The organism is Acidovorax sp. Root217, from assembly GCF_001428645.1.
Taxonomy (GTDB): Bacteria; Pseudomonadota; Gammaproteobacteria; order Burkholderiales; family Burkholderiaceae_C; genus Acidovorax.
This window is the reverse complement of sequence record NZ_LMIH01000027.1, coordinates 1-9,173: the sequence shown is the minus strand read 5'-3', so window position 1 is coordinate 9,173 and position 9,173 is coordinate 1. Positions and strand designations below refer to the sequence as shown.

General features: G+C 67.9%; 10 protein-coding genes. 5 read left to right on the top strand and 5 right to left on the bottom strand.

The genetic code is table 11. The annotated features are described in order from the left end of the window. Positions 1-294 precede the first annotated feature (294 nt). Entirely contained in the window at positions 295-1,245 is a 951-nt protein-coding gene (locus tag ASE31_RS23445; RefSeq protein WP_057204225.1) for an ADP-ribosylglycohydrolase family protein, read from the bottom strand. A gap of 82 nt (positions 1,246-1,327) precedes the next feature. Here ASE31_RS23445 and ASE31_RS23440 point away from each other — a divergent pair, with 82 nt between their 5' ends. Next, positions 1,328-2,023, top strand: a complete 696-nt coding sequence (locus tag ASE31_RS23440) for an NUDIX domain-containing protein (protein ID WP_057204224.1) — start codon at positions 1,328-1,330, stop codon at positions 2,021-2,023. Positions 2,024-2,028: 5 nt separating this feature from the next. Here the strand turns inward: ASE31_RS23440 and ASE31_RS23435 are convergent, their stop codons facing one another. The 3 genes from ASE31_RS23435 to ASE31_RS23425 all read right to left on the bottom strand — a co-directional run bounded on the left by ASE31_RS23435 (position 2,029) and on the right by ASE31_RS23425 (position 5,108). Next, the gene (locus tag ASE31_RS23435) at positions 2,029-2,970 is read right to left on the bottom strand and encodes a CysB family HTH-type transcriptional regulator (protein WP_057204223.1); all 942 of its coding nucleotides are present in this window, start codon (positions 2,968-2,970) and stop codon (positions 2,029-2,031) included. Between the two features lie 120 nt (positions 2,971-3,090). Then, entirely contained in the window at positions 3,091-3,888 is a 798-nt protein-coding gene (locus ASE31_RS23430; RefSeq protein WP_057204422.1) for a MetQ/NlpA family ABC transporter substrate-binding protein, read from the bottom strand. A gap of 128 nt (positions 3,889-4,016) precedes the next feature. Further along, on the bottom strand, positions 4,017-5,108 hold the full coding sequence (locus ASE31_RS23425) for a DUF6817 domain-containing protein (protein WP_057204222.1): 1,092 nt from the start codon (positions 5,106-5,108) through the stop codon (positions 4,017-4,019). A gap of 115 nt (positions 5,109-5,223) precedes the next feature. On the opposite strand from ASE31_RS23425, the gene ASE31_RS23420 reads away from it, so the two are divergent. Continuing rightward, positions 5,224-5,823 (top strand): helix-turn-helix domain-containing protein, encoded by a 600-nt coding sequence (locus ASE31_RS23420; protein WP_057204220.1) that lies wholly within the window; start codon positions 5,224-5,226, stop codon positions 5,821-5,823. Next, a complete protein-coding gene (locus ASE31_RS23415; protein ID WP_057204218.1) occupies positions 5,820-6,359 on the top strand; it encodes an N-acetyltransferase in 540 nt (179 codons plus the stop codon). The genes ASE31_RS23420 and ASE31_RS23415 overlap by 4 nt, the downstream gene beginning before the upstream one ends. A 3-nt stretch (positions 6,360-6,362) precedes the next feature. On the opposite strand, the gene ASE31_RS23410 is transcribed toward ASE31_RS23415, so the two are convergent. Next, a complete protein-coding gene (locus ASE31_RS23410) occupies positions 6,363-7,277 on the bottom strand; it encodes a LysR family transcriptional regulator (protein ID WP_057204216.1) in 915 nt (304 codons plus the stop codon). Positions 7,278-7,347: 70 nt separating this feature from the next. Between ASE31_RS23410 and ASE31_RS23405 the strand changes: the two genes are divergently transcribed. Together ASE31_RS23405 and ASE31_RS23400 are read left to right on the top strand one after the other, a co-directional pair. Beyond that, the gene (locus ASE31_RS23405) at positions 7,348-8,199 is read left to right on the top strand and encodes a DMT family transporter (RefSeq protein ID WP_057204215.1); all 852 of its coding nucleotides are present in this window, start codon (positions 7,348-7,350) and stop codon (positions 8,197-8,199) included. A gap of 30 nt (positions 8,200-8,229) precedes the next feature. Further along, a complete protein-coding gene (locus ASE31_RS23400) occupies positions 8,230-9,024 on the top strand; it encodes an N-acetyltransferase (RefSeq protein WP_235514740.1) in 795 nt (264 codons plus the stop codon). Positions 9,025-9,173 lie beyond the last annotated feature (149 nt).

The following is a 9,173-nucleotide window of genomic DNA, read 5'->3' as shown; positions in this document are numbered from 1 at the left end:
GCCGAGCGACAAAGCAGACGCCGCATGCCGGGGCCAGCCCGAAGGGAAAGCCTGCAGCGCGGCTCATTGCGGCGTTGCCCTTCGCTTGTGTAGCCGAGCTACACGGCACTCAGGGCGCCTTGCACTGCACCGCGCTGCAGGCTTTCGCGGGGGTGAAATGATGGATGACACGCCCTAGCGTACCCCGTAGCGACCAGAACGATGGGCGGAAAAGCGGGAAGGCACGGCCGCTTTTCGCGGCCTGGCGGGTGCTGGCTGCCCCCTCAAAGCCAGGAAGCCTGTGATGGATGCGGCCTAGACCGGCACGGCGCGCGCGTCCCTGTGCAGCAGCCCCGCCGCCATGTCGCCGATCTCCTCGCCCATGAACAGCATGCCGCGCCAGTGCGCGGGAATGCCCTCGATGCCGTAGAACGCGCCCGCCACCTGCCCGGTGATGGCGGCCGTGGTGTCGGCATCGTCGCCCAGGTTGGCGGCGGCCAGCACGGCATCGGCAAACGATCCGGTGGTGGCAAAGCACCACAGGGCCGCCTCCAGCGAGGCCACGCAGTAGCCGCTGCCGCGGATGGCGTCGCGCGGCTTGTCCCGGTACTGGCCTGCCGCGATGCTGCGCACCGCAGGACAGGCCAGCCCCTCCTGCACCACGGTCAACACCTCCATCCTCGCGGCCTCGCCGCGCCGGGCGTCGGCCGCGAGGGCATTGGCAATCACCTCGGCCAACACGCTGCAGCACTCGACCGCCTCGGCCGCGCCGTGCGTGGTCTGCGAACTGAGCCGCGCCTGGCGCAAAACCGCCTGCATGCCAGGGAAATAGCGCAGCACCACGGGCGCCAGCCGCATCAGCGAGCCGTTGCCGGCGGTCTGGGGGTCGGTGGAGCCGGCCATCGGCTCGCCGTTGGCCATGAAGCGCGACAAGGCATCGCGCACGGTGATGCCGATGTCGAAGCATGTGCCGGTCGGGCTGGGGTAGCCCCAGCGCCACCAGTTCACATAGCGGCGCATCTGGTCTTCGGCGTCGAAGCCACCCCGGTGCAACAGGCTCTGCGCCAGGCAGATGGCCATGGAGGTGTCGTCCGTCCACTGGCCCGGCGCCAGGCGGAATGGGCCGCCGCCCACCATGTCCGCGATGGGCTCGAAGCTGCCGCGCGGGCTGAACTCCAGCGTGGTGCCCAAGGCATCGCCACAGGCCAAGCCGACGAGGCAACCGCGGTAGCGGCTTTCGAGGTCATTGTTGAAATCCGATGGCATAGGCCCTCCTACTTAGTTTCATTGATGAACTTATGATAGTTTCATTAAAATACTAAGTCAACCAGCCGCCACAGAAAACGCCATGCCCAAAACTTCTGCAGAAACCACTTTCCCGCCCGTCATCTGCACCGTGGACGTGGTCCTCATGGCGCTCAGGGACGATGCCCTGCATGTCGTGCTGCTCACGCGCAAGAACCCGCCCTTTGCTGGCGCACTGGCCCTGCCGGGCGGCTACATCCACGCGCAGGAGGACAGCACGGCCTGGGATGCAGCGGCGCGCGTGCTGCGCGACAAGACCGGCATCGCGAGCCCGTACCTCGAACAGCTGGCCACCTACTCAGGGGCTGACCGGGATCCGCGGGGCTGGTCGGTCTCCGTCGTCTACTACGCGCTGGTACCGGCGGAACTGCTGCCCACCGACCGCGAAGGGCTCACGCTGGCACCGGTGGCCGCGCTGCCCGCCCTGCCCTTCGACCACCAGGACATCGTGGCGCTGGCCGTGGAGCGCGTGCGCGCCAAGAGCCAGTATTCGTCGCTGCCGGTGTACCTGTGCGGCGAGCGCATTACCCTGCCACGCCTGCAGGCGGTGTACGAGGCGGTGCTGGGCGAGCCGATCAACAAGGTGAGCTTTCGGCGCAAGATCGACGAGCTGGACATGCTCGAACCCATCGCGGGCGAACAGGAAACCGGTGGGGCGCACCGGCCGGCGCAGATCTACCGCCTGCGCGAAGAGTACCGGCGCGCGCTGTCTACCGTACAGCGCGGCATCAATTCCTGAATTGGCTACTCCAGCGGCGTGCCGGTGGCGCGCACCGCCTTCTCCACCGCTTCGCGCTGCAGCGTGGGTGCAAAGGTCTCGATGAAGCTGTAGGCGTAGCCGCGCAGCCAGGTGCCCTTGCGCACGGCCAGGCGGGTGACGTTGACCTCGAACAGGTGGCGTGCGTCGAGCATGCGCAGCTGGCGGTCGCGCTCGGGGTCCACGGCAATGGAGGCCACGATGCCCACGCCCATGCCCAGCTCCACATAGGTCTTGATCACGTCGGCGTCCATGGCCGAGAGCACGATGTCCGGGCGCAGGCCCTCGCGGGCAAAGGCCTCGTCGATGTGGGCGCGGCCGGTGTAGCCCAGCTCGTAGGTGATGATGGGGTACTCGGTGAGCTGCTGCAGCGTCACGGGCTCGGTCAACGCCAGCAGCGGGTGGTCGGGCGGCACGACGATGCTGTGCGTCCAGCGGTAGCACGGCAGGGTGACCAGCGCATCGTAGAGTGCCAGGGCTTCGGTGGCCACGCCGATGTCGGCCTCGCCGCTGAGCAGCATCTCGGCCACCTGTTTGGGCGAGCCCTGGTGCAGGTGCAGCGAGACCTGCGGGAACATGGCGCGAAAGTCGCGCACCACCTGCGGCAAGGCATAGCGCGCCTGTGAATGGGTGGCCGCAATCGACAGGCGCCCCTCATGGCTGGCGCTGTAGTCCTGCCCCGCGCGGCGCAGGTTGTCGGCGTCGTGCAGCAGGCGCTCCACGATGGGCAGCACTGCCTCGCCTGGAGGGGTCAGGCCCGTGAGCCGCTTGCCGGCGCGCACGAAGATCTCGATGCCCAACTCTTCCTCCAGCTCGCGGATCTGGCGGCTCACGCCCGGCTGCGAGGTGTAGAGGATGTTCGCCACCTCGGTCAGGTTGAAGCCGCTGCGCACGGTCTCGCGCACGGACCGCAGTTGCTGGAAGTTCATGGACAGACGGCCCTCAGGAGGTGATAAGCATCCGGTGATGCAAGAGCGGCCTGCACCACGCCATGGGACAGGCCGCTGAATGGACCGGGCGGCCCCTCGCCACCCCTTTGTCACACGGCTTTAGAAGCCCGGCAGCACCGATCCCTTGAACTCGGTCTGAATGAACTTGCGCACTTCTTCCGACTGGTAGATCTTCACGAGCTTGGCGACCCAGGGCTTGTTCTTGTCGGCCTCGCGCACCACGAGCACGTTGACGTAAGGGCTCTTGGCGTTCTCTTGGGTGATGGCGTCCTTGCCCGGATTCAGCCCGGCCGACAGCGCGAAGTTGGTGTTGATGGCCGAGGCGTCCAGGTCGTCGAGCGAACGCGGCAGTTGCGCAGCATCGAGCTCCACGAACTTGAGCTTCTTGGGGTTGCTCACCACGTCCAGCGGGGTGGCCTTGAGGCCGGCGCCCTCGCGCAGCTTGATCAGGCCCTTGTCCTGCAGTACCAGCAGCACGCGGCCACCGTTGGTGGGGTCGTTGGGAATGCCGAACTTGGCACCTTCTTTCAGGTCTTCGAGCTTCTTGACCTTCTTGGAGTACAGGCCGATGGGGAAGTTGACCGTCTGGGCGACCGACACGAACTTGTAGCCACGGTCCTTGACCTGGTTGTCCAGGTAGGGCTGGTGCTGGTAGCTGTTGGCATCGAGGTCACCAGCGGCCAGGGCCGCGTTGGGCTGCACGTAGTCGCTGAACTCGATGACCTGGATCTTGAGACCTTCCTTGTCGGCGATCTTCTTGACCACCTCGAAGATCTGGGCGTGCGGGCCGCCGGTCACGCCGATCTTCAGGGGCTTGTCCTGCGCCATGGCGCCCGTGGCGAAACCGGTGGCGAGGGCCAGGGCGAGAGCGGATTGCAGGAGGGAGCGCTTGTTCACGGAAAACACCTTTCGTTATGGGATGTTTCCACTATAGGGTTTGCCCTTTAAAACTCAAAAGAATAACTTTTAATTACCTTAGGTTCAATCGATATAACGACGTCAGCAAGCGTCAACCGCCCTGCCCCTCAACCCCTCAGCGCTACGTTGTTGAGCTTGTCCAGCCGCTCGGGCCAGGTGCCCTCGGTGGCCGATTGCTGCAGGATGCGCGTCCATGCCACCCAGGCATCCCACTGCACGCGCTTGTCCCAGGAGTTGCCCCAGGCACTGAACTGCTGCAGCGCGCTGGCGGCAGCCGCCGCAGCGTCTGCATTGCGGCCGGCGGACAGGTAGAGCTGGGCCAGCACCATCTGCGGCTCGCCCACCCAGGGGTTGTGGCGCACCGCGCTCTCGAGCACGGCGATGGCCACGTCCAGGTCGGCCAGCGGCTGGTCCTGCTGGATCACCGACCAGTACAGCGAGGTGGCGGCCGCCTCATCGGTCGCCGACAGTGCGGCGGTACAGTCGTTGAATACGGGCGGCGTGGGCAGCAGGCCCTTCAGGCCCGGGTGCTGCAGCGCCAGCCCCAGCGCATTGATCTGGCTCACCATGCGCCCGCTGGGCCGCATGGGGCCGGGCCAGAGCGATGCCGCCCAGTGCACGGCCTGCGGGCGCTGCTGCACGGCGGGAAAGCGCGAGTAGATGTCGTCCTGCCAGCTGAACCACTGCTCGATGGTGTCGGCCATGCTCACGATGATGAAGGCCGCCACCTCATAGGGGGTGAGCACGTGGGGCGTGCCATCCTTCCCCAGCACCAGGCTGCCATCGGCCTCCAGCGCGCCGGCCAGCACGCGCTGCACGAACTGCGTGCGCGACTGGGTGCAGAACAGGTAAACCAGGTGCTCGGCCGATTCGCCGGCGATCTCGCGCACGCGGGCGCGCTCCTTGGCGGGGTCGAACTTCACCAGGTCCACGAAGGCATTGCCGTACACGCTGTGCAGCAGGCCCAGGAGGCGCACGTCGCGCGGCTGCTGCCACATGGCCAGCGAACGCGCCACGCCCACCAGGTGGTGGCGGAAGGTGCCGGCCTTGTGCCAGTCCTGCCCCACATTGCGCGCGAGTACGGTGGGCAGCACCGGGGCCAGGTCGGCGTCGCGGGCCAGCCATTCTTCGTCGAGCAAGGGCAAAGCACGGGCCAGCAGGTCGGCATCGAGCGGTTGGAATGGCAGCGTCGTCGTCACGGTGTCTCCTTCAATCCTGGATGTTCTTGCTGCCAAGTATCGCCGCTCAACGAGGTCATGGGATGTGCACACACCATTCCACCATAATGGAATAAAAATCCATTAAACTGGAATCATGGACATCCACACCCGCATTGCCCAGCGTTTGCGCGAACTGCGCGACGCACGCGGCTACTCCCTCGAAGCGCTGGCCGAGCGCAGCGGCGTGAGCCGCTCCAACATCTCGCTGATCGAGCGCGGGCAGAGCAGCCCCACGGCCGCCGTGCTCGACAAGCTCGCCATCGGCCTGGGCGTGGCGCTGGCCTCATTCTTCGATGACGGCATCCCGAGCTCGGCACCGCCCTCCCCCATGATCCGCGCCGACGACCAGCCGGTATGGCAGGACCCGGCCTCGGGCTATGTGCGGCGCCGGCTCTCGCCGCCGGCACCCTCGCCGCTGCAACTGGTGGAGGTGGTGTTCCCTGCGGGCCGGCGCGTGGCGCTGGATTCGGCCGTGCACGAGACCGACATCCACCAGCAGGTCTGGCTGATCGAAGGCGCCATGGACCTCAGCGTGGGCGAGACCACCTGGCATCTGCAGGCGGGCGACTGCCTGGCCATGCGCCTGAACCAGCCCATCGTGTTCCACAACCCGAGCCGCCACGACGCACGCTACCTGGTGGCGCTCGCCACCCTGCCCTTCCCCTCACCCGCCCCCACCCGGAGAACCCCATGAATGCCACCACCGACACCCCCATCACCGTGCGCCGCCTGGGCGCCAACGAGGCCGCCGCCAGCGCCGAAGCCCTGGCCGAGGTGCTGATCGACTGCGTGCAGGGCGGCGCGTCGGTGAGCTTCATGGATCCGCTGCCCCGCGACAAGGCCCTGGCCTTCTGGCGCGGCGTGGCCGACGGTGTGGCGCGCAATGAGCGCGTGCTGCTGGTGGCCGAGGATGCGGTAGAGGGCATCGTGGGCACCGTGCAGCTCATCACCGCCATGCCCGACAACCAGCCCCACCGCGCCGACGTGGCCAAGATGCTGGTGCACCGCAAGGCCCGCCGCCGGGGCGTGGCCCAGCGCCTGATGGCCGCCGTGGACGACGCGGCGCGCAGCGCAGGCAAGCGCGTGCTGGTGCTGGACACCGTGACCGGCGGCGATGCCGAGCGCCTGTATGAGCGCGCGGGCTGGCAGCGCGTGGGCGTGGTGCCCGACTACGCGCTGATGCCCGATGGCGCGCTGTGCAGCACGACCTATTTCTACCGCCACCTCTAGCCCTCAAGCCCGTAAGGGCCCAGGCGAGGCAAAGGACTCCAGCGCCTGCTGCACGGCCTGGATGGCCACGTCGTGCTCCTGGCTCTTGCGCCGCGCCAGCCCCAGTTGCCGCAGCAGCGGTGGATGCAGGGGGCACACCTGCAGGCCCGCGTTGTCGGGGTCGCTCCCGGTCACTTCGGCCTGCTCCAGCGGCAGCACGGCGGCACCCTGCCCCGCTGCCACCAGGCTGCGCAGGGCCAGCGGGTGGTTCAGCTCCAGGCGCGGCCGCGGGCTGAGCCCGGCCTGTGCGAACCAGGCCGCGATCAGGCGGTACATCTGCGTGGCCGGGCCGAACGACATCCAGCGGTGGGAGGCCAGCCATTCGGCGCTGATGCGCTCGGGCGCCTCCCAACCCGGCGGCAGCAGCGCCACCATGGGGTCGCTGCGCCAATGGACCACCTGCACCTGGCCGGTGGTGGCCTGCGGCAGGGCGACGATGGCCAGGTCCAGCGTGCCGGCCGCCAGGCGGGCCATGGCCTCGGAGGAACCGAGCACGTCCAGCGCCACATCCACCCCCGGGCTCTGGCGCGCCAGCACGTCGAGCAGGCGCGGCAGCAGGTGCGCGCTGACGCCCGCCGTGGTGCCCAGCCGCACCAGCCCTTCGAGCCCCTGGGCGCGGCGGCGCACCTGCTCCACCACCTCATCGGCACCGGCCAGCAGGCGGCGCCCTCCGGCCACCAGGGCCTCGCCCGCAGGGGTGAGGCTGGCGTGGCGGCGCCCGCGCACCACCAGCGTGGCACCCAGGCGCGACTCCAGCTCGCTGATGTGCAGGCTCACCGTGGGCGGTGCCAGGTGCAGCGCCTGCGCTGCGGCGGCCAGGGTGCCCAGGTCGGCAATCGCGATCAGGGTCTGCACCTGGTCGAGGTTGAGGTTACGCATCAGAAATCCTGAATTCAGCAGTCATTGAATTCAACTTTACAGATGTTTGGGGCAAAAGCACCATGCCCCGATGCTCACCAACGACGTTTTTCTCATCGTGCTGCTGTCCGCAGCCCTCAATGCCGGCTGGAACAGCGCCATCAAGATCGGCGGCGACCGCATCACCGCCATGGCCATCACCACGCTCATCGGCAGCGCGCTGTCGCTGCTGGTGCTGCCCTGGGTGGCCTGGCCCGGGCCCGAGAGCTGGCTGCTGCTGGGCGCGTCCATCGCCATCCATACCTCCTACCACTTCGCGCTGCCCCTGGCCTACAACCATGGCGACCTGGGACAGGTCTACCCCATCGCGCGCGGCTCTGCACCGGTGATGGTGATGCTTGGAGGGGCACTGTTCGCTGGCGAGTCGCCCGGACCTGGCGCCTTGGCAGGCGTGCTGTGCCTGTGCGCCGGGGTGCTGTCGCTGGCGCTGCTGAAGGCAGGCCCAGCCAACGGCAGCAGCCGCAAGGCAGTGGGCTACGCGCTCCTCACCGGCGCGCTCATCGCGGCTTACACCGTGGTGGATGCGCTTGGCGCCCGGCAGTCCGGCTCGGCCATTGGTTTCGCCGTCCTCATCACGCTGGGCGATGGCATCGCCACGGCCCTCATCGTGCTGGGGTGGAAGGGGCGGCGCGCCTTAGCGGTGGACCGCCGTGCCCTATGGCTGTGCGCTGCCGCGGGCACCATGCAGATGGGCGCCTACTGGACCGCCGTGTGGGCCCTGGCGCGCGCGCCCATGGGCCAGGTGTCTGCCCTGCGCGAAACCAGCGTGCTGCTGGTGGCGCTGGTCTCGGCCTGGCTGCTCAAGGAGCGGGTGGGGCCGGGGCGCATCGTGGCGGCGGGGCTGGTGTTTGCGGGCATCGTCGGCATCCGGCTCGGGTCATAGCGCGGTCGCCAGCGGTTGGTATAAATGGGCATGTCCCTTGCAATGCCCCTGGCCATCGCGGCCCAGTCCACGCCGGTCGACCCTGAGACCATCCGCGCCCTCGAAGAACGCGCCTTCAATGCCTGGCCCGCACGCCAGAGCGTGCTGCAGGGCGGCTGGGTGTTCCGCCTGTCGGGCGGCTTCACCAAGCGCGCCAATTCGGTGAATGCCATCGAAGCCGGCGCATCCTTCAGCGGCGTGCGCGCCGCAGCCGAGGCGCTGTATGCCCGCCACGGCCTGCCGCCGGTGTTTCGCATCTCGCCATTGGCGCCTACCACAGCGGACCAGGAACTGGCCGATGCAGGCTACACGCACTTCGATCCTTCTTTGGTCATGGCAACCGCCGGGCTGGATGCGGCGCAGGCCCATGCGTGCGTGCAGATCGAAACCACCCCTACGGCCGCGTGGCTGGATGGCTTTGCCGCAGCCAATGGTGTGGCGGCGCAGAACCACGCGGTCCACCATGCCATGGTGCATGCGATCGCCCTGCCCTGCGCCTTTGCCACCTTGCATGACGGCGCAGGTCGAACCATCGGCTTCGGGCTGGCGGTGCTCGAACGGGGGGCCATCGGGCTGTATGACATCGTGGTGGATCCTGCCCTGCGCGGGCAGGGGCATGGGCGGGGTCTCGTCTGTGCGCTGTTGCAGTGGGGGCGGGATGTGGGGGCGGGGTCGGCTTATCTGCAGGTGCGGGCGGTCAATGGGGTGGCTCAGCGGTTGTATGCGGGGCTGGGGTTTGGCGAGGTCTATCAGTACCACTATCGGATTCCCCCCGTGAAGGGCTGATGGACTGATATCGATGGTTGCCGCATGCCTTTGCTGGCGTCGGAGGCCGGGGTGTGCGCCCGGCGGCGCACCTACCTTCTTTTGCGTCGCCAAGAGGGTGTAGAAGAAATCTATTGCAACCGCCCCAACAACATCCGGGCCTGCGCAAG